At 66.7% G+C, this 20,015-nt stretch carries 20 protein-coding genes; 17 read left to right on the top strand and 3 right to left on the bottom strand.

The genetic code is table 11. From position 1 onward, the window contains the following. Positions 1–6: 6 nt before the first annotated feature. The gene (locus tag SPI01S_RS16540) at positions 7–822 is read right to left on the bottom strand and encodes a pyruvate, water dikinase regulatory protein (RefSeq protein WP_174539121.1); all 816 of its coding nucleotides are present in this window, start codon (positions 820–822) and stop codon (positions 7–9) included. Between the two features lie 378 nt (positions 823–1,200). Between SPI01S_RS16540 and hemE the strand changes: the two genes are divergently transcribed. The 4 genes from hemE (at position 1,201) to SPI01S_RS16520 (ending at position 4,891) form a co-directional block, all read left to right on the top strand. Next, complete coding sequence (gene hemE, locus SPI01S_RS16535; RefSeq protein ID WP_245653635.1) at positions 1,201–2,157, top strand: uroporphyrinogen decarboxylase; 957 nt, start codon at positions 1,201–1,203, stop codon at positions 2,155–2,157. Next, positions 2,154–2,606 (top strand): CopD family protein, encoded by a 453-nt coding sequence (locus tag SPI01S_RS16530; RefSeq protein ID WP_066725048.1) that lies wholly within the window; start codon positions 2,154–2,156, stop codon positions 2,604–2,606. Before hemE ends, SPI01S_RS16530 begins: the two co-directional genes overlap by 4 nt. Positions 2,607–2,782: 176 nt before the next feature. Beyond that, on the top strand, positions 2,783–4,039 hold the full coding sequence (rho, locus tag SPI01S_RS16525; RefSeq protein WP_064313625.1) for a transcription termination factor Rho: 1,257 nt from the start codon (positions 2,783–2,785) through the stop codon (positions 4,037–4,039). Between the two features lie 132 nt (positions 4,040–4,171). Next, positions 4,172–4,891 (top strand): TerC family protein, encoded by a 720-nt coding sequence (locus tag SPI01S_RS16520; RefSeq protein ID WP_066725039.1) that lies wholly within the window; start codon positions 4,172–4,174, stop codon positions 4,889–4,891. A 45-nt stretch (positions 4,892–4,936) separates the two neighbouring features. On the opposite strand, the gene SPI01S_RS16515 is transcribed toward SPI01S_RS16520, so the two are convergent. Together SPI01S_RS16515 and SPI01S_RS16510 are read right to left on the bottom strand one after the other, a co-directional pair. Next, positions 4,937–5,632, bottom strand: coding sequence for a dienelactone hydrolase family protein (locus tag SPI01S_RS16515; RefSeq protein ID WP_066725037.1), 696 nt, complete (start codon positions 5,630–5,632; stop codon positions 4,937–4,939). Beyond that, positions 5,629–6,108, bottom strand: coding sequence for a methylated-DNA--[protein]-cysteine S-methyltransferase (locus SPI01S_RS16510; protein WP_066725117.1), 480 nt, complete (start codon positions 6,106–6,108; stop codon positions 5,629–5,631). The genes SPI01S_RS16515 and SPI01S_RS16510 overlap by 4 nt, the downstream gene beginning before the upstream one ends. Positions 6,109–6,160: 52 nt before the next feature. On the opposite strand from SPI01S_RS16510, the gene SPI01S_RS16505 reads away from it, so the two are divergent. The 13 genes from SPI01S_RS16505 to SPI01S_RS16445 all read left to right on the top strand — a co-directional run bounded on the left by SPI01S_RS16505 (position 6,161) and on the right by SPI01S_RS16445 (position 20,012). Further along, positions 6,161–6,397, top strand: a complete 237-nt coding sequence (locus SPI01S_RS16505; protein WP_066725034.1) for a DUF6489 family protein — start codon at positions 6,161–6,163, stop codon at positions 6,395–6,397. Between the two features lie 10 nt (positions 6,398–6,407). Beyond that, the gene (gene mnmE / locus SPI01S_RS16500) at positions 6,408–7,691 is read left to right on the top strand and encodes a tRNA uridine-5-carboxymethylaminomethyl(34) synthesis GTPase MnmE (protein ID WP_066725032.1); all 1,284 of its coding nucleotides are present in this window, start codon (positions 6,408–6,410) and stop codon (positions 7,689–7,691) included. A gap of 83 nt (positions 7,692–7,774) precedes the next feature. Then, a complete protein-coding gene (gene mnmG / locus SPI01S_RS16495; RefSeq protein ID WP_066725029.1) occupies positions 7,775–9,610 on the top strand; it encodes a tRNA uridine-5-carboxymethylaminomethyl(34) synthesis enzyme MnmG in 1,836 nt (611 codons plus the stop codon). Further along, a complete protein-coding gene (gene rsmG / locus SPI01S_RS16490) occupies positions 9,607–10,230 on the top strand; it encodes a 16S rRNA (guanine(527)-N(7))-methyltransferase RsmG (protein WP_066725026.1) in 624 nt (207 codons plus the stop codon). The genes mnmG and rsmG overlap by 4 nt, the downstream gene beginning before the upstream one ends. Beyond that, the gene (locus SPI01S_RS16485; protein ID WP_066725023.1) at positions 10,227–11,009 is read left to right on the top strand and encodes a ParA family protein; all 783 of its coding nucleotides are present in this window, start codon (positions 10,227–10,229) and stop codon (positions 11,007–11,009) included. Before rsmG ends, SPI01S_RS16485 begins: the two co-directional genes overlap by 4 nt. Further along, positions 11,006–11,902 carry a ParB/RepB/Spo0J family partition protein gene (locus SPI01S_RS16480; protein WP_066725020.1) on the top strand — a complete coding sequence of 299 codons (897 nt, stop codon included), beginning with the start codon at positions 11,006–11,008 and terminating at the stop codon, positions 11,900–11,902. The genes SPI01S_RS16485 and SPI01S_RS16480 overlap by 4 nt, the downstream gene beginning before the upstream one ends. A 62-nt stretch (positions 11,903–11,964) precedes the next feature. Then, the gene (locus SPI01S_RS16475; RefSeq protein WP_066725017.1) at positions 11,965–13,170 is read left to right on the top strand and encodes an FAD-binding domain-containing protein; all 1,206 of its coding nucleotides are present in this window, start codon (positions 11,965–11,967) and stop codon (positions 13,168–13,170) included. A 398-nt stretch (positions 13,171–13,568) separates the two neighbouring features. Next, entirely contained in the window at positions 13,569–14,225 is a 657-nt protein-coding gene (gene upp / locus SPI01S_RS16470; protein WP_066725014.1) for a uracil phosphoribosyltransferase, read from the top strand. A gap of 108 nt (positions 14,226–14,333) precedes the next feature. After that, complete coding sequence (locus SPI01S_RS16465) at positions 14,334–15,272, top strand: DUF808 domain-containing protein (RefSeq protein WP_066725011.1); 939 nt, start codon at positions 14,334–14,336, stop codon at positions 15,270–15,272. Positions 15,273–15,387: 115 nt separating this feature from the next. Beyond that, positions 15,388–15,888, top strand: a complete 501-nt coding sequence (locus SPI01S_RS16460; protein ID WP_084253523.1) for a 2Fe-2S iron-sulfur cluster-binding protein — start codon at positions 15,388–15,390, stop codon at positions 15,886–15,888. Further along, entirely contained in the window at positions 15,885–16,868 is a 984-nt protein-coding gene (locus SPI01S_RS16455; RefSeq protein ID WP_066725008.1) for an FAD binding domain-containing protein, read from the top strand. Before SPI01S_RS16460 ends, SPI01S_RS16455 begins: the two co-directional genes overlap by 4 nt. 14 nt (positions 16,869–16,882) lie before the next feature. After that, positions 16,883–19,072 (top strand): xanthine dehydrogenase family protein molybdopterin-binding subunit, encoded by a 2,190-nt coding sequence (locus tag SPI01S_RS16450; RefSeq protein ID WP_066725006.1) that lies wholly within the window; start codon positions 16,883–16,885, stop codon positions 19,070–19,072. A gap of 202 nt (positions 19,073–19,274) precedes the next feature. Continuing rightward, positions 19,275–20,012 (top strand): Crp/Fnr family transcriptional regulator, encoded by a 738-nt coding sequence (locus SPI01S_RS16445; RefSeq protein WP_066725003.1) that lies wholly within the window; start codon positions 19,275–19,277, stop codon positions 20,010–20,012. Positions 20,013–20,015: the final 3 nt, after the last annotated feature.

Below are 20,015 nucleotides of genomic sequence, written 5' to 3'. Positions count from 1 at the left end.
GCATCTTTATCGGCGGTCCATTTCACGGTCGTTGCACAGCTGGATGATCGCAGCCGCGGTTTCCTCGATCGAGCGCCGGGTGACGTCGATCACCGGCCAGCCATGATCGGCGAACATCCGCCGGGCAAAGGCAATTTCGCGCTGCACCGCTTCCTGGTCGACATAATCGGTCTCCGGCGCCTGGTTGAGCGAGAGCAGCCGGTTGCGGCGGATCTGCACCAGCCGGTCGGCGCTGGTGGTGAGGCCGACGATCAGCGGCCGCTTGAGCTGGAACAGCTTGGCCGGGGGCGGCGATTCCACCACCACCGGGATGTTCGACACCTTGTAGCCGCGGTTGGCGAGATAGATCGAGGTCGGCGTCTTCGACGAGCGCGAGACGCCGGCGAGCAGAATGTCGCTCTCTTCCCAATCCTCCCAGCCGATGCCGTCGTCATGCGCGATGGTGAACTGGATCGCATCGACGCGGGCGAAATAGGCGGCGTCGAGCATGTGCTGCCGCCCCGGCCGCGCCTTGGCTTCCTGGCCGAGCAGGTTGGACAGCGCGTGGCTCACCTGGTCGAGCGGCGCGATCGCCGGCAGCCCCAGCGCGCGGCAGCGCGTCTCGAGCATGCGGCGGATGTCGCGATTGACCAGCGTGTAGATGACCAGGCCCGGGTTCTGCGCGATCTCCTGCAGGATGCGCTCGAGATGCGCCTCGCTGCGCACCATCGGCCAGAAATGCCGCAGCGGCTCGACATCGTCGAACTGCGCCAGCGCCGCCTTGGCGATGTTTTCCAGCGTCTCCCCGGTGGAGTCCGAGAGCAGGTGCAGGTGCAGCCGCATCAGGCTGGGGACCGATCTGTGCATAACATGGCGAACAAGCGGTAGCGTAACCTCGGCACCCGGCCAACCCGCCGTGATTCGGGATTCGCCGCTTGATTCGTCCACAGCCGCATCCCCAGCTTGTACTTTCGGTCCACAGCCTGTGAGTCCTGTGGACAGATTTTCCGAATCCGTGCGATTCCGGATGGCAGCAGGAGTCAAATTGTTGGCAACTGACTCACATCACCATAAGCCCCGGCTTTCACCGGCCAACAGACTCCAACATCCTGAGAATCGAATCTTATAGTAGTGGGGATCCCGGCTCTGACTCTTCGTGCTTCCAAGCCGCTGCTCGCGACCCTGACAGGGACTCGCCAGCCCGTTCCGCCCATCTGGCTCATGCGCCAGGCCGGCCGATACCTGCCCGAATACCGTGCGCTCCGTGCCGAGAAGGGCGGGTTCCTCGCGCTCGCGATGGATTCCGACGCGGCAGCGGAAGTGACGCTGCAACCGATCCGCCGCTTCGGCATGGACGGCGCGATCCTGTTTTCCGACATCCTGGTGGTGCCGATGGCGCTCGGCCAGCAGCTCTGGTTCGAGACCGGCGAGGGCCCCAGACTCGCGCCGACGGTGACCACACGCGACGTGCTCGACGGCTTCGATGCCGATTCCAGCGTCCTGGAGCCCATCTACGGCACGATTCGGCGGGTAAAGGCGGCCCTGGAGCCTCAGACCACCTTCCTGGGCTTTGCGGGCTCCCCCTGGACCGTGGCGACCTACATGATCGCCGGGCAGGGCAGCCGCGAACAGGCCGAGGCGCGAAGGCTCGCCTATCGCGACGAGGGCCTGATGCAGGCGCTGGTCGATCGCATCGCCGACCAGACCATCGCCTATCTGCGCGCCCAGGCCGAAGCGGGGGTCGAGGCGGTGCAGCTGTTCGACAGCTGGTCGGGCAGCCTCAGCCCGGCCCAGTTCGAACGCTGGGTGATCGCCCCCAACGCGCGGATCGCGGCGGCCGTCCGGGATCTGGTGCCCGTGATTGGATTCCCGAAGGGGGCAGGGGGCAAACTCGCCGCCTATGCCCGCGAAACCGGGGTCGATGCGATCGGACTCGACGAGACGGTTGATCCTGCATGGGCGAACGCAGTGCTTCCGGAGGGGCTGCCGGTGCAGGGCAATCTCGATCCGCTGGCGCTGATCACCGGCGGCGCGGTGCTCGATGGCGCGATTGACCGGATCCTGGCCGCCTTCCCGGAGCGGCCGCATGTGTTCAACCTGGGGCACGGCATCCTGCCCGACACGCCGATCGCGCATGTCGAGCAGCTGCTGGCCCGCGTACGAGGAACCGCAGCATGATCGGCTGGCTGGGCAATGCCTATCTCTGGGTGAAGGCGTTCCACGTCATCTTCGTGGTGTTCTGGATGGCGGGGCTGTTCCTGTTCCCGCGCTACCTGATCCACCATCAGGAGGCGCTGGGCACGCCCGAGGCGGCGGCATGGGCGAAGCGCGAGGGCATGCTGCGGCGGATGATCCTCACCCCGTCGCTGGTCATCGTCTGGGTGCTCGGGCTGGCGCTGTCGGCCAATATCGGGCTGTTCGACGGGCAGGCCGGGATCGGCTGGCTCCATGCCAAGCTGCTGCTCGTCGTGCTGCTCAGCGGCTATCATGGCTGGGCGGTCGGCTATGCGAAGAAGCTGGCGCGCGGGCAGGCGCCGATCGCCACCCGTACGCTGCGCTTCCTCAACGAGGTACCGGCGCTGGCGCTGGTCTTCATCGTCATCCTCGCCGAGGTGAAGCCGTTCTGAGAAACACTGCGATCGGCGCGGGTAAATCTGCGCCGAATCGCAGTTGACTTGGCGAGAGCCGGTACCTAATTTTGTGGCCGTGTACCGGACCTCGGTGCATCCTTCCTTCAAGCATCGAATCCTGCGCGTACCTATCGCCGATCGACGCTCTCCCCCTTAGAATTTCCGGACCTTACATGCATCTCAAGGACCTCAAGAAAACCGCCCCCGCCGAGCTGGTCACCATGGCCGAGGCACTGGGCGTCGAGAGCGCGTCGACGCTGCGCAAGCAGGACCTGCTCTTCGCCATCCTTAAGGCCCAGGCCGAACAGGGTGATCAGATCATGGGCGAAGGCACGATCGAAGTGCTGCCCGACGGCTTCGGCTTCCTGCGCTCGCCCGAAGCGAACTATCTCGCCGGCCCCGACGACATTTATGTCAGCCCCAACCAGGTCCGGAAATTCGGCCTGCGCACCGGCGACACGGTGGAAGGCGAGATCCGCGGGCCGAAGGACGGCGAACGCTATTTCGCCCTCACCAAGCTGGTGAAGGTGAATTTCGACGATCCGGATGCGGTGCGCCACCGCGTCAACTTCGACAATCTAACCCCGCTCTATCCCGAGCAGAAGCTGCGCCTCGACACGCTCGACCCGACGGTCAAGGACAAGTCGGCCCGCGTGATCGACATCGTCGCACCGCAGGGCAAGGGCCAGCGCGCACTGATCGTCGCCCCGCCGCGCGTCGGCAAGACGGTGCTCTTGCAGAACATCGCCAAGGCGATCACCGACAACCACCCCGAAGTCTTCCTGATCGTGCTGCTCATCGACGAGCGGCCGGAAGAAGTGACCGACATGCAGCGTTCGGTGAAGGGCGAAGTGATCAGTTCGACCTTCGACGAGCCGGCGACGCGCCACGTGCAAGTCGCGGAAATGGTGATCGAAAAGGCCAAGCGCCTGGTCGAGCACAAGAAGGACGTGGTGATCCTGCTCGATTCGATCACCCGCCTCGGCCGCGCCTACAACACCGTGGTGCCGAGCTCGGGCAAGGTGCTGACCGGCGGTGTTGACGCCAACGCCCTGCAGCGCCCGAAGCGCTTCTTCGGCGCCGCGCGCAACATCGAGGAAGGTGGCTCGCTCTCGATCATCGCCACCGCGCTGATCGATACCGGCAGCCGCATGGACGAAGTGATCTTCGAAGAGTTCAAGGGCACCGGCAACTCGGAAATCGTCCTCGACCGCAAGGTGGCGGACAAGCGCATCTTCCCGGCGCTCGACGTCGGCAAGTCGGGCACCCGCAAGGAAGAGCTGCTGGTCGAAAAGGCCAAGCTCACCAAGATGTGGGTGCTGCGCCGCATCCTGATGCAGATGGGCACCATCGACGCGATGGAATTCCTGCTCGACAAGATGAAGGATTCGAAGACCAACGAAGACTTCTTCGACAGCATGAACCAGTAACGCAGCGGTTCCCGTTATATTTCGGAAAGGCCGGGCCCTTGCGCCCGGCCTTTTTGCGTGGGGCCGCCGGGAACGTGTCGGCTTGGGCAGCGTAGGCGTTGCTTGTACGGACGGGAGCGCTAGGGTTTCGGCATGATCGATCTTCTTCTCAGCGCCGCTGCGGGCGGCATCGGCTCGCCGCTCGACATCTGGCAGCACATCGTCGCCGATTTCTCCAACCTCGGCGATCCGGCCGCGCTGGCCGCATTCGGGTCGGTGCTGATGATCGACCTGGTGCTGGCGGGCGACAACGCCATCGTCGTCGGCGCGCTGGCGGCAGGGCTGCCCGCCGAGCAGCGCAAGAAGGTGATCCTGATCGGCATCGGCGCGGCCCTAGTGCTGCGCATCGCCTTCGCGCTGATCGTCAGCTGGCTGATGGGCATTGTCGGGCTGATCTTCGCGGGCGGCTTGCTGCTGCTCTGGGTCAGCTGGAAGTTCTGGCGCGAGATCCGCCATGGCGGCGAGAGCGCAGGGTCGGCGGAGATCGAGGGCGACGAGCATTCGGGCGTGCGTTCGGCGCGCAGTTTCGCCGGTGCCGCCTGGGCGGTTGCGGTGGCCGACGTCTCGATGAGCCTCGACAACGTGCTGGCGGTGGCCGGCGCGGCGCGCGAGCATCCCGGCATTCTGGTGGTCGGGCTGCTGCTGTCGGTGGCGCTGATGGGGCTGGCGGCGAACCTCATCGCCAAGCTGATCGATCGCCACCGCTGGATCGCCTATATCGGCCTTGCGGTGATCGTCTTCGTTGCGTTCAAGATGATCTACGAAGGCTGGGTCGGCACGCCCGGCACCGTGGGGCTCACCAGTCTGTTCTAAAGCCTTGGGACCCCTCCCTGCGCGGCAGGGAGGGGAAGGGCGTCCTCAGCCGAGATGCTCGGCGAAGAAATCCGCGGTGCGCTGGTCGGCAAGCTGCGCCGCCGCTTCCGAACGGCGCTTGCCCAGTTCCGCGGCGAAGCCGTGATCCTCGCCCGGATAGTCGTACAGTGTCACCTTGGGGTGGTCGTCCAGGCCTTCGTGCATCTTCGCCTGCACTTCGGGCGAGACGAAGTGATCGGCGACCGGGATGTGCAGCAGCAGCGGCTTGGCGATGGCATGCTTCTCGCCGAGCAACCCGTCGATGCCTACCGCATAATAGCCGACGCTCGCGTCGATATCGGTGCGCGCTGCGGTCATGTAGGCGAGGCGTCCGCCCAGGCAGAAGCCGACCGCGCCGACCTTGCCGCCGCCCAGCTCGGCACGCACCGTCTGGATGGTCGACTCGATATCGGCGATGCCCTGATCCTGGTCGAACTTGCCGAACAGGTCGAAGGCCTGCTGCATTTCTTCCGGCACGTCGGCGTCGAGTTCGATGCCGGGGCCGAGCCGCCAGAACAGGTCGGGTGCCACCGCGAGATAGCCTTCCCGTGCGAAATCCTCGCACTTCTGACGGATGCCTTCGTTCACGCCGAAGATCTCCTGGATCACGATGATGCCAGCGCGGGGAGACCCTTCCGGACGCGCTACATAGGCGGAGAAGCTGCCGCTCTCGTCCAGCGCGTCGATCGTCATGGTGCTCATAGCAGATACTCTCCGGTTAGGCGCCGCTCATGCTCGAGCAGCCAGGATTTGGTCGTCGGCCCTTGCCCGGCCGAATAGGCACCCAGCCCGTCGCCCTGGTTCAGCACGCGGTGGCAGGGAACCAGGATGGGAAACGGATTACGCGCGCAAAGTTGTCCGATCGCCCGAGCGCTGGAACCCAGCGCGCGTGAAAGATCACCATAGCTGAGGGTCGACCCGAACGGCACGGCGATCAAGCCATCTCGAAGGATAGCGCCGCGCGGCGTTGGCGGCGGCGCCAGCGGCAGGGTGAAGTCGCGCCGCGCACCCGCCAACCATTGCTGAAGCTGCTCCACCGCTGCCCGAACGACCGGGCTGGTCCCCCACGCCGGCGGACCCTCTGCGCCGATGGCGATCCGCGCCAGTTGCCGATCATCGCCTTCGATCCGGATCGGGCCGATGGGCGTTGCGATCAGGGCATGGTCGCGCGCATACATGGCCATGGCCTAGCAGGGGGCCGGGCATGCGCTCAAGCGCGGAAGGAAGCTCATGAAGATCAACGTCGAAGTCGAGTGTACGCCGGAAGAAGCGCGTCGCGCCATGGGCTTGCCGGACCTTACTCCGGTTCATGATCGCTATGTGCAGCTGATGGTGCAGGCGATCGAGAACCACGGCACCCCCGAAGGCTTTGAGCAGATGATGCGCAGCTGGGCGCCGATGGGCGAGGCGGGCATGAACTTCTGGCGCGGCCTGTTCGACGCAGCCACCAAGAAGCCGGGAAGCTGACGCGATCGGCATGGATACGATCTTCGCGATTTCCAGCGGCGCGCCCCCGGCGGCGATCGCCGTCCTCCGGATCAGCGGCACGCACGCATTTGGTGCGGTGCAGCATCTTGCCGGTGAGCTTCCCGCATCGCGCCATGCTGCGCTCCGAACGCTGCGGGACGGGGCGGGCGAGGTGCTCGACCATGCGCTGTTGCTGTGCTTTCCTGGGCCCCGATCGGCTACGGGCGAGGATCTGGCCGAACTCCATCTGCATGGCGGCAGGGCCGTGGTACGCGCTGTGGAAGCAGCGCTTGGAGCATTGCCGGGCCTGCGCGCGGCGGAAGCGGGCGAGTTCACGCGTCGCGCGCTGCTCAACGGCCGGCTCGATCTGAGCGAGGCCGAAGGCCTGGGTGATCTGCTGTCAGCCGAAACCGAAGGACAGCGGCGCGCGGCGATCCGCAGCGCGGGTGGTGCGGTGCGGCGCCAGGCGGAGGACTGGACGATGCGGCTGCTCGGCATTGCCGCTCGGATCGAAGCCGAACTGGACCATGGCGACGAAGATGATGTCGCGGGCGCCGATCCGCTCCCGGACCTGCGGGCCGCTGCGGCGGCGCTTGGTAGCGACATTGGGGCGGTTGCAGCGCGCCCTCCGGTGGAGCGACTACGCGATGGACTTCGGGTGGTGCTGGGTGGACCGCCCAATGCAGGCAAGTCGACCCTGTTCAACGCTCTGGCGGAGCGGGAGGCTGCGATCGTCTCGCCGATCGCCGGCACCACGCGGGATCGTATCGAAGTGCCCGTGGTGCGCGCCGGGCTGGCCTGGCTGCTGATCGATACGGCGGGGCTGGCGGATGACACGAACGATCCCGTGGAAGCAATCGGTGTCGCACGAGCGCGGGAGGCGCTGGCAGAGGCTGATCTGTTGCTTTGGCTCGGCGATGATCCGCCGCCGCCCCATGCCTGCGCATTATGGGTTCATGCCCGCGCCGATGCTGAAGGGCGCGCGTTGGCACGGGATGGGCAGATCTCCGTCTCGGTGCGCGAGGGAAGGGGCCTTGAGGCGCTCTGGAACCGCATGTCGGAAGTGGCGGCGTCGCTGCTGCCGCCGCCGGATCTGGTTGCGCTGAACGCGAGGCAGCGAAGCTGGTGCGTCGCTGCGGCCGACGCCTTGGCGCGGGCATCGCTGCTGGACGACCCGCTGCTCTTCGCCGAGGAGCTGCGTGCAGCCCGTCGGGCGCTGGATGCGATCACCGGTCGCGCCGGGGTGGAGGATGTGCTGGACGCCCTGTTCGGAAAATTCTGCATCGGCAAGTAACGTGTTTCACGTGGAACATGCTGCGACACCGTTCCACCGCACGCGCTCTGGACAAGTCCTGCGCGAAGGCGTTTAGCGGAACGATGCAATTCGATGTGATCGTGATCGGCGGCGGCCATGCCGGCACGGAGGCGGCTGCCGCATCCGCGCGTCGTGGCGCGCGCACCGCGCTGCTCAGCTTCGATCTGACCAAGCTCGGCGCAATGTCGTGCAATCCGGCGATCGGCGGGCTTGGCAAAGGCCATCTGGTTCGCGAGATCGATGCTCTCGACGGCCTGATGGCACGCGCTGCCGACGCTGCCGGCATCCATTATCGCATGCTCAATCGGTCCAAGGGCACGGCAGTGCAGGGGCCGCGGGTACAGGCCGATCGGGGCCGCTATGCCGCCGCGATCCAGGCGATGCTGCACGCGCAAGAGGGGCTGACCCTCATTGCCGGGGAAGCCGAAGCGCTGACGCTCGAAGGCGGGCGTATCGCCGGCGTGCAGCTCCGCGACGGCACGCTGCTTGGCGCCACTGCTGTCGTGCTGGCGACCGGCACATTCCTCGGCGGCCGCCTGTTCCGGGGCGAGGAGCGGTTTGAAGGAGGACGGGTAGGGGAGGCCTCAGCGCTCCGCCTCGCAGCGCAGCTCCGCGAGCTGGCGCTGCCGATGGGACGACTGAAGACGGGCACGCCGCCACGCCTGGACGGTCGGACAATCGACTGGGCGCGAACCGAGGAGCAGCCCTCCGACGTCGAGCAATGGACGATGTCGCCGATGGTCGCAGCGCGGCCGCTTCCCCAGCTGCACTGCGCCGTTACCCGCACGACGCAGGCGACGCATGATGCGATCCGTAGCGGCCTGGATCGCTCGCCGATGTTTACCGGCGCGATTGAAGCGCAGGGCCCGCGCTACTGTCCCTCGATCGAGGACAAGGTGCATCGCTTCGGCGACCGCGACGGCCACCAGATTTTCCTTGAGCCCGAGGCGCTCGATCACCACTGGATCTATCCAAACGGGCTATCGACGTCGCTGCCTGTGGACGTGCAGGCGGCGATGATCGCCTCTATCCCCGGGCTGGAAGCGGCGGTGATTACCGTTCCCGGCTATGCCGTGGAATATGATTATATCGATCCCCGCGCGCTCGATTCCACGCTTGCGATGCCGTTGATCCCGGGCCTCTTCTTCGCAGGCCAGATCAATGGGACGACGGGCTATGAGGAAGCGGGCGGGCAGGGCCTCGCTGCGGGCGCCAATGCCGCCGCGCTTGCGCTGGGCGCGGTGCCGTTGGTGCTGGACCGTGCCACCTCCTATCTCGGCGTGATGATCGACGACCTGGTGTTGCAGGGCGTGACTGAACCCTATCGCATGCTGACCGCGCGCGCGGAGTTCCGGCTTCGGCTTCGCGCGGACAATGCGGAGACGCGGCTGGGCCCGATTGCCGATACGCTCGGCCTCCTGGGCGCGGAGCGTCGCGCGCGCCTCGGATTGCGGGAAGCGGGTCGCGCATCTCTCGACGCGCAGTTCGCCGTGGAGCGGACGGCGCACCAGCTGCACTTGCGGGGAGCCCCCGTCGCGCAGGATGGCGCGCGCCGGGCTGCGCGGGAATGGCTGCGCTTCCCGGGAGTGGAGATCGCGCATGTACTGGATGCCACACCCCAAGCCGATCCGGCACTGCTCGCGGAATATGTGGAGGACGCGCGCTACGCCCCCTATCTCGAACGGCAGGATGCCGAGGTGGCGCAGCTCCGCGCCAATGATGCGGTTCGGCTGCATCCTGGCCTGGACTATGCAGCGATCCCTGGCCTGTCGAACGAAATGGTGGAGCGCCTGAGCGCGGCAGCACCCGAAACGCTCGGCGGCGCCGCGCGTATTCGCGGCATCACGCCGGCGGCCTTGTCGGCGATCCTACTGCACGCGCGAAAGGCGGTGGCATGACCGAAGAAGAAGCCCGCAACTGGGTACGCGACCGCTTCGGTGTTTCACGTGAAACAATGGTAGAGGCTTTCGGGAACATCCTCGTTGCCGAGGCCGAGAATCAGAACCTCATTTCCCGCTCGACCCTCGACAGCCTCTGGGCGCGCCACCTGACCGATTCCGCGCAGCTGGTTCCCCTTGCAGGTAATGCGAAGGACGGTGTGTGGCTGGACGTAGGGAGCGGCGCAGGACTGCCCGGCATCGTCGTCGCATTGCTCACCGATCGCCCGGTCGTGCTGGTAGAACCGCGCGCAAAGCGGGTTCTGTTCCTGCGTGAAGCCGCCGACCAGCTCGGCATCGCCGACCGCGTCACCGTCATCGGCAGCAAGGTGGAGTCGTTCCGACCGGAACATGCGGTTGCCATCGTCTCCGCACGGGCGGTCGCCGAGTTGTCGACCTTGATGTTATCCACAGTGCACTGCACCGATTCGTCCACAGTCTGGTTGCTGCCCAAGGGGCGCAGCGCACAATCGGAGGTGGATGCCGCGCGCGCGAAATGGCAAGGTCGGTTTCACGTGGAACCCAGCATCACGCACCCGGACTCGGGCATCGTGGTCGCAACACAGATAGGCGCCAGATGATCACCATCACGATCGCCAATCAAAAGGGCGGTGTGGGCAAGACCACGACCGCCATCAACGTCGGTACGGCGCTTGCCGCCACTGGACAGCGTGTGCTGCTGATCGATTTCGACCCGCAGGGCAATGCCTCGACTGGACTCGGTATCGGCCGCGGGGATCGGGAGCATTCCAGCTATGACCTGCTGGTCACCGATGCGGATCTTGAGGATGTTGCGGTGCCGACCAGTGTTCCTGGCCTGGACGTGGTGCCGGCGACGCAGGACCTGTCCGGCGCCGAGATCGAGCTGATCGAGTTCGACGCCCGTACCCACCGGCTCGATGCGGCGATCAAGCGCCATCGTGCCGAGCGCTGGGACGTGATCCTGGTCGACTGCCCGCCGTCGCTGGGCCTGTTGACGGTCAACGCTATGGTGGCAGCCCACGCGCTGCTGGTGCCGCTCCAGTGCGAGTTTTTCGCGCTTGAAGGCCTCAGCCAGCTGCTGAACACGGTCGAGCGAATTCGCACCCGGTTCAATCCCGGCCTGTCGATTCTCGGCGTTGCGCTGACCATGTACGACCGGCGGAATCGCCTGACCGACCAGGTTTCGGAAGACGTGCGGGCAGTGCTCGGGCGCGTGGTGTTCGATACCGTCATCCCACGCAATGTCCGCCTTTCGGAGGCGCCCAGCCACGGCGTGCCGGCGCTGATCTATGACCATCGCTGTGCCGGTTCCGAAGCCTATATCGCGCTTGCGCGCGAAGTGATCGATCGACTCCCCAAGTTGCAGAAAGCCGCATGACCGAATCTCCCGCCGCCGCCCGCAAACCCCGCCCCGGTCTCGGCCGCGGGCTTTCCGCGTTGCTGGGGGACAGCCTTTCCGAGGAGCCGATCAAGGGCAATCCGACCAGCAGCTCCGGCGTCCGGATGCTGCCGATAAGCTCGCTCGTTGCCGATCCGAACCAGCCGCGCCGCCACTTCGACGAGGAGGCGTTGGACACGCTGGCGGAGTCGATCCGGACGCGCGGGCTGATCCAGCCGATCTTCGTACGGCCCCACGGCCAGAGCTTCCAGATCGTCGCCGGTGAGCGGCGCTGGCGCGCGGCGCAGCGAGCCCGGCTGCACGAAGTGCCGGTGATTGTCCGCGAGCTCAATGACGCGGAGACGCTCGAAATTGCGCTGATCGAGAATATCCAGCGCCAGGACCTCAACGCGATCGAAGAAGCGGAAGGCTATGCCCGGCTGATCCGGGAATTTGGCCACACGCAGGAAGCGCTGGGCAAGATCGTTCACAAATCGCGCAGCCACATCGCCAATCTGTTGCGGCTGCTCGACCTCCCTGAGCCGGTACGCGAGATGGTCGTCGACCGTTCGCTCGAAATGGGTCATGCCCGCGCGCTGATCGGCGCGCCCGATCCCGAGAAGCTGGCGCACGAAGTCGTGGCCAAGGGACTTTCGGTGCGCGACACCGAGAAGTTGGCCCGCATTGCCAAGCCCGCCCCAAAGCGCAAGGCTGCCGAGGTCCGCGCCGAGCCCGATCCGGACATTGCGGCGTTGGAGCGGCACTTGGGCGACGTGCTTGGACTGAACGTTCGCATTGCGCAGGCGGAGAAGGGCGGTACGCTGACGGTGCAATATTCGACGCTCGATCAGCTCGATATGGTTTGTCAGCGGCTGAGCGGCGAACGCATCTGATCCGATATGGCTGCCCCTTGTGGCAGGATTGACCTTCGGTGGCAGCATGGCAGCATTCCGCCATGCTGCTCTCCGCGCAAGATCGGTCATCGACCCTTTCCTTTGAGTTCCCGCTGTCGCGCAACGCGGCTCTGGATCGGCTTGCGACGTTCGTGCCCAAGGCTGGAAGAAGCTACGCGGAGGGGCGCAACTCGGATGCGGGGCCTGGCAGGCACCAGGCGGTTTCGAGGCTCTCCTCGGCCCTGCGTCGACGGCTGATCAGCGAGGAGGAGGTCGCCCGCGCCGTGGTGGCGGCCCATGGTTCTCAGGCAGCCGCGAAGTTCCTCCAGGAGCTTTTTTGGCGGACCTATTGGAAGGGGTGGATGGAGCAGCATCCCGCCGTCTGGCGCGCATGGCGGCGGGACTGCGACCACCGAAGCAAGGATCTACCTGCGGGCTACGACGTGGCCGTGACCGGGCGCACCGGCATCGACGCCTTCGATGCCTGGGTTCGGGAACTGCGCGAGACGGGGTACCTGCACAATTGGGCGCGGATGCAGTTCGCTTCGATCTGGATCTTCACGCTGGGCTTGCCCTGGGAACTGGGCGCGGCGTTCACCTTCGCCCATTTGGTGGACGCGGACCCCGCCTCCAACACGCTGTCTTGGCGCTGGGTTGCGGGGTTGCACACCCAGGGCAAGGTCTATCTCGCCAGCGCGGAGCGCATCCGTCTGCACACCGGCGGGCGCTTCGATCCGCAGGGTCTTGCTACCCACGCCGATGTTCCACGTGAAACGCCCGCTCCCGACATCGTGCCGCTGCGAACATTCGATAGGCCGGATCTGCACGCGCCAACCCTGCTGTTGCTGACCCCAGAGGACCTTTCCCTGGAGATGGAGCCTATGCTCGCATCCTTGCATGTGCGCCGCGTGGTCGCGTGCCGACGCCTTTGCAGTGGTGCGGCGGACATCGCCGCGGTCGCCGATGGACTGCAACGCGCGTCGAGCCATTGGCAGGCTGCCGCAGCCTGGGTGGATGATCTGGAGGCTGCTGCGGCGCTTGCTGCTTCCGAAGGCTGCTCGCAGATCGTGACGGGCTATGCGCCGGTCGGGCCTATTGCCGATGCGCTGGCAGCGCATCGTTCATCCACCAGCATGCGGATCGCAGAGCATTGCCGCGGCTGGGACGCGCGCGCATGGCCGCATAGCCGCAAGGGCTATTTCGCTTTCGCCAAATGCATCCCTGATTTGCTCTTAGCCGCCGGCATCACGAATGGAGATACAGACTGAGCTTTTGCCGGATCGTGGTAAAGAAGTTGTGAACCCTCACCCCGGCGCTGCGTTTTGTAAGCTGGCGGGAAGGGTGATGATGATCGAGCAACTTCAAGGCGACAGATGGCGTAGCCATGGCGTGGATGCGGTTCGACCGACGTGGCATGACGCCGCGCGCGATGCGATCCGATCACGGCTCACCTTGCCAGCCCCGCGTGGGCCGGGCTGGCTGCTATGTGGGACACGTCTGCTGAAGCGGATCGGCGGTTCGGTCGGCGCCGATACGACACGCGCCGGATAAGCTTGCCGTAAACCGAGGGCAGGGCGTTGCAACGCATCGCCTACAGGGCAGGCTCGACCATAGTAGCCGCGACCGCGTCTTGCATCCGGGCAATGCATCGCCCACCAACACGGCCATGGCCGAACCCGAGATCCCGATTGCAGGGCTGACGATCGTCGCCCACCCGCTGGTCCAGCACCGACTTACCCGATTGCGCGATCGCCGCACGCCCCCCGCGCATTTCCGCAGCGAGCTGCGCGCCGTCGCCAGCCTGCTTGGGGCTGCGGCGCTCGCCGACCTGCCGCTTGCGCCGATCTCGATCGACACGCCCGTCGCACCGATGGACGCGCCAGCCCTGGCCGGTGCACCCCCGGTGCTCGTTCCGGTGCTCCGCGCGGGACTGGCGATGGCCGATGGCCTGCTGGACCTGCTGCCGGAAGCTGCGGTCGCGCATCTCGGCCTGTACCGGGACCCGGTCACGCTTGCAGCCATCGAATATTACTTCAAGGCACCCGCGGACATTGCCAGCCGGCCGGTGGTGATGGTCGATCCGATGCTGGCAACGGGCAACAGCGCGATCGCTGCACTGGACCGGCTGAAAGCTGCCGGCGCTCGCGACCTGCGCTTCGTCTGTCTGCTGGCGGCGCGACCTGGTGCGGTCGCGGTCCGTGCAGCCCATCCCGACGTGCCCATCTGGACTGCGGGGCTGGACGCAACCCTGAACGCGAACAGCTATATCGTGCCGGGCCTGGGCGACGCCGGTGACCGGGCCTTCGGCACCGAGCATGGCTGAACCGCAGCACGGCGCTGTGTGTGCCCCGGCGATCGAGCGGAGCCTAACCGCTACGCGTGCATTTTCGCTTCATCTCGGCTAGCGCGGACGCAACATAAGGGGGAATTGATGGCGGGTGGCCTGGTCGCATTGCTGGACGATATCGCGGCGCTGGCGAAACTGGCGGCAGCGTCGCTGGACGATGTCGGCGCGGCGGCGGGCCGGGCCGGCGTGAAGGCGGCGGGGGTGGTGATCGACGATACCGCGGTTACGCCGCGCTACGTCGTCGGCCTCACACCCGATCGCGAGCTGCCGATCATCGGCAAGATCGCGCTCGGTTCGATCGCCAACAAGCTGGTCGTGATCCTGCCGCTGGCGCTGCTGCTCAGCGCCTTCGCGCCCTGGGCGCTGACGCCGATCCTGATGCTGGGCGGCACCTATCTCTGCTTCGAGGCGGCGGAGAAGATCCTCGAGGCGCTCCTCGGCGAACATCATGCCGACGAGGTCGCGGCGATCACCGACGCCAAGGCGCTGGAAAAGCGCCAGGTGCTCGGCGCGATCCGTACCGATCTGATCCTGTCGGCCGAGATCATGGTGATCGCGCTGGCGCAGCTGCCGGCGGACATGGCGTTCGTGACACGCGCCGGCGCGCTGGTGCTGGTGGCGTTCGCGATTACCATCGGCGTCTATGGCGTCGTCGCGCTGCTTGTGAAGATGGACGATATAGGCCTTCACCTCAGCCGAAACGGCGGGTCGGGCGGCGTCGCGGTGTTCGGGCGCGGGCTGGTCACGGCGATGCCGGTGCTGCTCACCGCGCTGTCGCATATCGGCGTGGGCGCGATGGCCTGGGTCGGCGGCGGCATCCTGCTGCACGGGCTGGAGGAATTCGGGTTCGGCGCGGTGCCGCATGCGCTGCATCATTGGTCCGAAGTCGCGGGTGCCGCGACGGGGCCGATCGGCGGCGTGGTCGCTTGGGCGGTGTATGCGCTGGGCTCGGCGGTCGCCGGGCTGGTGGTGGGCGGCGTGATCGCCGGGTTGCTCCACCTGATCCCGCGCAAGGGGCATTGAATATCGTTCTCCTCCTGCAAGCGGGAGGGAACGCACAGGGTTGATGACAACCTTCCCATCCTTGGGACCGATCCCGGCATCCGCGCGTTCGCCCCCCTGACCAGGGAGGCCGCGCATGCCCATCACCATCAACGGCGCCGAACATGATCTCGACGTCGATCCCCGAACCAGTCTGCTCGATTTCCTCCGCACGGGTTGCGGTCTCACCGGCACCAAGAAGGGGTGCGATCACGGCCAGTGCGGCGCGTGCACGGTGCTGCTCAACGGGCAGCGGATCAACAGCTGCCTGACGCTCGCCGTGATGCACGATGGCGACAGCGTGACTACCATCGAAGGCCTCGGCACGCCCGATGCGCCGCATCCGCTCCAGGCCGCGTTCGTGCGCCATGACGGCTATCAGTGCGGATACTGCACGCCCGGCCAGATCTGCTCGGCCAAGGCGATGCTCGACGAGGTCGCCGCGGGCTGGACCAGCTTCGTCAGTGACGATGTCGCTGGCGCGCCCAAGCTCAGCGAGGAAGAGATCCGCGAGCGGATGAGCGGCAATGTCTGCCGTTGCGGTGCCTATTCGAACATCGTCGCGGCGATCGCCGAAGTTGCGGAGGCGCAGGCATGAAGCCCTTCGACTATCAGCGCGCCCATGGCCTGGGCGATGCCGGCCAGCTGCTCGTGGCGGAGGGGGCCAAGCCGATCGCCGGCGGCACCAACCTGCTCGACCTGATGAAGCTGGAGGTGGAGACGCCCACCGCCCTCGTCGACGTCAACCGCCTGCCGCTGGGCGGGATCACGCCGCATGGGGAAGGGCTGCACATTGGCGCGCTCGTCTCGAACAGCGCCTGCGCCGCCGATCCGCGGATTCGTGGCCAGTATCCGGTACTGGCGCGCGCGATCCTGGCGGGCGCTACCTTCCAGCTGCGCAACAAGGCGACGACCGGCGGCAACCTTTGCCAGCGGACCCGCTGCTATTACTTCTACGATCTCTCCCAGAGCTGCAACAAGCGGGAGCCCGGCACCGGCTGCGCCGCGATCGGCGGGTTCAACCGGATTCACGCCATCCTCGGGGCGAGTGACGCCTGCATCGCCACCTATCCGGGCGACATGGCCGTCGCCTTGTCGGCGCTCGACGCCACCGTCGAGATCCATGGCGCGAAAGGCGACAAGCGGATGGTGCCGGTGCGCGACTTCCACCGCCTGCCCGGCGACACGCCCGAGCGCGACAATGTGCTCGAACCCGGCGACGTGATCACCGGCGTGGTGCTGCCGGCGCCGCCGGGCGGCACCCAGCTGTACCGCAAGGTGCGCGACCGTGCTTCCTACGCCTTCGCGCTCGTCTCGGTGGCGGCGGTGGTGCATCTGGAGGAAGGCGTGATCGCCAGCGCGCGGCTGGCCTTTGGCGGGCTGGCGCACAAGCCGTGGCATGATCCCCGTGTGGAGGCGCTGCTCGAAGGCCAGGCGCCGTCGGACGCGCTCTTCGACGAAGCTGCTGCGCTGCTGCTCGACACGGCACGCGGCCAGGGCAGCAACGATTTCAAGATTCCGCTCACCCGCCGCACGCTGAAGGCGGTGCTGCGCGAAGCGACGGGAGGTACGCTGTGACTCGCCTGTACACGATGGACAAGCCGGACGAGCGCAACCGGCTCGATGCGATGGCGCAGGGCATCATCGGCCGTCCGCTCGACCGGCCCGACGGCAGCGCCAAGACAACGGGTGTCGCGCCCTACGCGGCCGAATATGTCCTCGCCGACTGCGCCGAAGGCGTGCTCGTCCTCGCGACGATCAGCCGCGGCGAGGTCGTCGAGATCGAGTCCGCACCGGTGCTCGGCATGCCGGGCGTGCTGGCCGTTATCGCCGACCCGCGGATGATCACGCGCTCGGCGCAGGGCGGGGCGGGCAAGTCGCCCGTCCGCGAGATCCACAAGGTCGATTATTACGGCCAGCCGGTCGCGCTCGTCGTCGCCGAGACGTTCGAGCAGGCGCGCGACGCCGCCACCCGGCTGCGCATCGCCTATCGCGCCGACGATCCCGCCAAGGTGCCGCTCGAGCAGGACGACAGCCACGCTGCCCACGAAGCCTATGGCGAGCCGGTGGAGCAGGGCAATCTTGACGTCGCGATGCGCGATGCTGCCCACGCGGTGGACGTCACCTATACCACCGAAGGCCATGCCAGCGCGGCGATGGAACCGCACGCCAGCATCGCCGACTGGGACGGCAACACGCTCACCGCCCATTCGAGCCTGCAGATGCTCAAATACAATCAGAAGGAACTGGCCGACGCGCTGGGGATCAAGCCCGAGCAGGTGCGGCTGATCTCCCCCTATGTCGGCGGCGGCTTCGGCTCCAAGCTGGGCATCAGCGCGGAGCTGACCGCGGCGGCGGTGGCGGCGATCGAGCTCGGCCGGCCGGTGCGGGTGGTGATGAGCCGCCAGCAGGTGTTCCAGTGCGTGATGCGCCGGTCTGAGACACGCCAGCGCATCCGCCTTGCCGCGGATGGCGAGGGGCGACTGAACGGCTTCGGCCATGAGGCCTGGGTCTCCAACCTGCCCGGCGAGAAGTTCGCCGAGCCGGTGACGCAGGCGAGCGAATTCCTGTATCGCGGCGAGCATCGCCGGTTGCGCATCGACCTCGCGCGCATCCACCGGATGACCGCGGGCTCGGTGCGCGCACCGGGCGAGGCGGTGGGCATGCAGTGCCTCGAAGCGGCGATGGACGAGCTGGCACTGGCCAGCGGCATCGATCCCGTCGAGCTGCGCCTGCGCAACATCCCCGAGATGCATCCGAGCGAAGGGCTGCCCTACAGCTCGCGCCGCCTCGCCGAGTGCCTGAAGGTCGGCGCCGAGCGCTTCGGATGGGACGGCAGCGACCGCCGCCCGTGCCAGCGCCGCGAGGGCGAATGGTGGATCGGCACCGGCATGGCCACCGCCTGCCGCGTCCACAACCTCAACGAAGCCCAGGCCAGGGTGACGCTGTCGACCGACGGTACCGCCGTGGTCGAGAGCGACATGACTGATATCGGTACCGGCACCTATGCCATTCTCGGCCAGATCGCCGGCGAGATGCTCGGCCTGCCGCCGGAGAAGGTCCTCGTCCAGCTCGGCGACACCCGCTATCCGCCGGGCGCGGGCTCGGGCGGCAGTTGGGGGGCGGCGTCGACCGGCTCGGCGGTATTTGCGGCCTGCGAGTCGATCCGCGAGCAGCTGGCCGAACAGCTCGGCGTCGACGAAGCGGATCTCACGCTCAAGGACGGCACCGCCGTTGCGGGCAATCGTCGCATCCCGTTCACCGAACTGGTGAAGGCGGACCTCACCGAGACCGGCCATTTCAAGAATGGCGGCATCGACGAGAAGTTCGCCATCGCCATGTACGGCGCCTTCTTCGTCGAGGTGGGCGTGAACGCCTATACCGGCGAGACGCGGGTGCGGCGGATGACTGGTGCTTTCGGCCTGGGCCGGGCGCTCAACGCAAAGACCGCGACCTCGCAGTGCCTGGGCGGCATGGTGTGGGGCATCGGCAGCGCCCTCACCGAAGAGCTGGTGTTCGATCCGCGAGACGGCCACCTCGTCAACCACGACGTCGCCGAATATCATGTCCCGGTGAACGCGGATGTGCCGGCGCTCGACGTGGTGCTGGTCGACGAGCGCGATCCGGCGGGCAGTCCGCTCCAGGCGAAGGGTGTCGGCGAACTCGGCATCTGCGGCGCGGCGGGGGCCATCGCGAACGCGATCCACCACGCCTGCGGGGTGCGCGTGCGCAGCTTCCCGATAACCCCGGACAAGCTGCTGGACCAGCTGCCGGAGCTGTGAGTGCAGGCACCAATGCGTTGCGAATGAAAATCTAAATCTTATAACAGGTTAAGTCGAATTACCCCTATGGGTGTGATTGCCAGCCGGGGGCGCCCCGGTTAGGCAGCGTTTGTGAGCGAGCTGGCCCGGCGTGCAGGGGCCGCCGTTCCGGCACGTCGGCTTTCTGCCGGCGGACACATCCAGGACAGGGGGAGCATCTGGAGTGCCGAACTATCCGTTGACGCGATTCCACGAGCAGGCAACGCTCAGCGACGAAGAAGCCGAAGTATTGCGCAACCTGGGCGAACCCGAGATGGTCTATCGCCGCAACGCGACGATCCGTCGCGATCGCGATCCGGTGGACGGTATCTACCTGCTGCTTCAAGGCTGGGCCACCTCGGCAATCCGGCTGCCCGCCGGGCAGCGCCAGATCGTCAAGGTCCACATTGCCGGCGACATGATGAGCACGCCCAGCATGGTGCTCGATACCGCTGCGGACACGCTGACGGCGGTGACCGAATGCCGCGTGTCGAAGGTGCCGCTCACCCGCATGCGCGAGGTGCTCATCGCCCATCCCCGGATCGGGCCGCTGTTGTTCATGTCGGTGCAGATCGAGCGGCTGGCGCTGATGGACGTCGTCGCGGCGATGGGAAAGTCCTCCGCCCGCGAGCGGCTGGTGCGGCTGCTTCTCGATTTCCATGATCGGCTGGCGAGGATCGGCGCGGTCGAGGAGGGGCGATTCGACATGCCGCTGACGCAGGAGCTGCTGGGCGACGTGCTCGGGCTGACGGCCGTCCACGTCAATCGCACGATGCGCCTGCTCGAGCGCGAGGGGCTGATCGCCCGGCATGGTCAGCGGATCGTGCTGGGCGACATCGAGATGCTGCGCACTATATCGCCCCTGCCGCCCCGTCGCATCCGCTTCGATCCCGCTTGGTTGCCCGGGCCGGGCGAGATGTGAGGT

Source organism: Sphingomonas pituitosa NBRC 102491 (assembly GCF_001598435.1).
Taxonomy (GTDB): domain Bacteria; phylum Pseudomonadota; class Alphaproteobacteria; order Sphingomonadales; family Sphingomonadaceae; genus Sphingomonas; species Sphingomonas pituitosa.
The sequence above is the reverse complement of the archived record's forward strand: the minus strand, read 5'-3'. Positions and strand labels throughout refer to the sequence as shown.

Excerpts from the sequence above, each read along its gene's own strand:
- SPI01S_RS16540 (WP_174539121.1), bottom strand. The coding sequence starts at position 822 with ATGCGGCTGCACCTGCACCTGCTCTCGGACTCCACCGGGGAGACGCTG.
- hemE (WP_245653635.1), top strand. The coding sequence starts at position 1,201 with ATGCGCCAGGCCGGCCGATACCTGCCCGAATACCGTGCGCTCCGTGCC.
- SPI01S_RS16530 (WP_066725048.1), top strand. The coding sequence starts at position 2,154 with ATGATCGGCTGGCTGGGCAATGCCTATCTCTGGGTGAAGGCGTTCCAC.
- rho (WP_064313625.1), top strand. The coding sequence starts at position 2,783 with ATGCATCTCAAGGACCTCAAGAAAACCGCCCCCGCCGAGCTGGTCACC.
- SPI01S_RS16520 (WP_066725039.1), top strand. The coding sequence starts at position 4,172 with ATGATCGATCTTCTTCTCAGCGCCGCTGCGGGCGGCATCGGCTCGCCG.
- SPI01S_RS16515 (WP_066725037.1), bottom strand. The coding sequence starts at position 5,632 with ATGAGCACCATGACGATCGACGCGCTGGACGAGAGCGGCAGCTTCTCC.
- SPI01S_RS16510 (WP_066725117.1), bottom strand. The coding sequence starts at position 6,108 with ATGTATGCGCGCGACCATGCCCTGATCGCAACGCCCATCGGCCCGATC.
- SPI01S_RS16505 (WP_066725034.1), top strand. The coding sequence starts at position 6,161 with ATGAAGATCAACGTCGAAGTCGAGTGTACGCCGGAAGAAGCGCGTCGC.
- mnmE (WP_066725032.1), top strand. The coding sequence starts at position 6,408 with ATGGATACGATCTTCGCGATTTCCAGCGGCGCGCCCCCGGCGGCGATC.
- mnmG (WP_066725029.1), top strand. The coding sequence starts at position 7,775 with ATGCAATTCGATGTGATCGTGATCGGCGGCGGCCATGCCGGCACGGAG.
- rsmG (WP_066725026.1), top strand. The coding sequence starts at position 9,607 with ATGACCGAAGAAGAAGCCCGCAACTGGGTACGCGACCGCTTCGGTGTT.
- SPI01S_RS16485 (WP_066725023.1), top strand. The coding sequence starts at position 10,227 with ATGATCACCATCACGATCGCCAATCAAAAGGGCGGTGTGGGCAAGACC.
- SPI01S_RS16480 (WP_066725020.1), top strand. The coding sequence starts at position 11,006 with ATGACCGAATCTCCCGCCGCCGCCCGCAAACCCCGCCCCGGTCTCGGC.
- SPI01S_RS16475 (WP_066725017.1), top strand. The coding sequence starts at position 11,965 with ATGCTGCTCTCCGCGCAAGATCGGTCATCGACCCTTTCCTTTGAGTTC.
- upp (WP_066725014.1), top strand. The coding sequence starts at position 13,569 with ATGGCCGAACCCGAGATCCCGATTGCAGGGCTGACGATCGTCGCCCAC.
- SPI01S_RS16465 (WP_066725011.1), top strand. The coding sequence starts at position 14,334 with ATGGCGGGTGGCCTGGTCGCATTGCTGGACGATATCGCGGCGCTGGCG.
- SPI01S_RS16460 (WP_084253523.1), top strand. The coding sequence starts at position 15,388 with ATGCCCATCACCATCAACGGCGCCGAACATGATCTCGACGTCGATCCC.
- SPI01S_RS16455 (WP_066725008.1), top strand. The coding sequence starts at position 15,885 with ATGAAGCCCTTCGACTATCAGCGCGCCCATGGCCTGGGCGATGCCGGC.
- SPI01S_RS16450 (WP_066725006.1), top strand. The coding sequence starts at position 16,883 with ATGGACAAGCCGGACGAGCGCAACCGGCTCGATGCGATGGCGCAGGGC.